At 59.8% G+C, this 264-nt stretch carries 1 pseudogene; it reads right to left on the bottom strand.

Features of this window, described 5'->3' with window-relative positions:
• Window positions 1-226: pseudogene (locus ACLJNW_RS25820) on the bottom strand (aminotransferase); the annotation flags it as partial.
• Window positions 227-264 lie beyond the last annotated feature (38 nt).

Genomic DNA, 264 nt, shown 5'->3' with positions numbered 1-264 from the left:
CGCTGAACAGGCCCTTGGAGTCGCTGTAGCCCTGGGCGGTCGGCAGGTTGCGGATGACGTCCTGGAGAATTTCCTCGGGAGCTTCGAAACCGAACGGCGCCGGGTTGCCGATATTCAGCTTGAGGATGCGGTGACCCTCTTCCTCTAGGCGTTTGGCGTGCTTGAGCACCGGCCCGCGAATGTCATAGCAGACGTTGGCGAGCTTGTTCGATTTGCTGACCTGCATGATGTGTCGAGTCCCGAAGTGAGCGAACACCGTGGAAC

The organism is Salmonella sp. SAL4457, from assembly GCF_046548235.1.
Taxonomy (GTDB): Bacteria; Pseudomonadota; Gammaproteobacteria; order Enterobacterales; family Enterobacteriaceae; genus Salmonella; species Salmonella enterica.
This window is presented reverse-complemented; position numbering and strand designations above follow the sequence as displayed.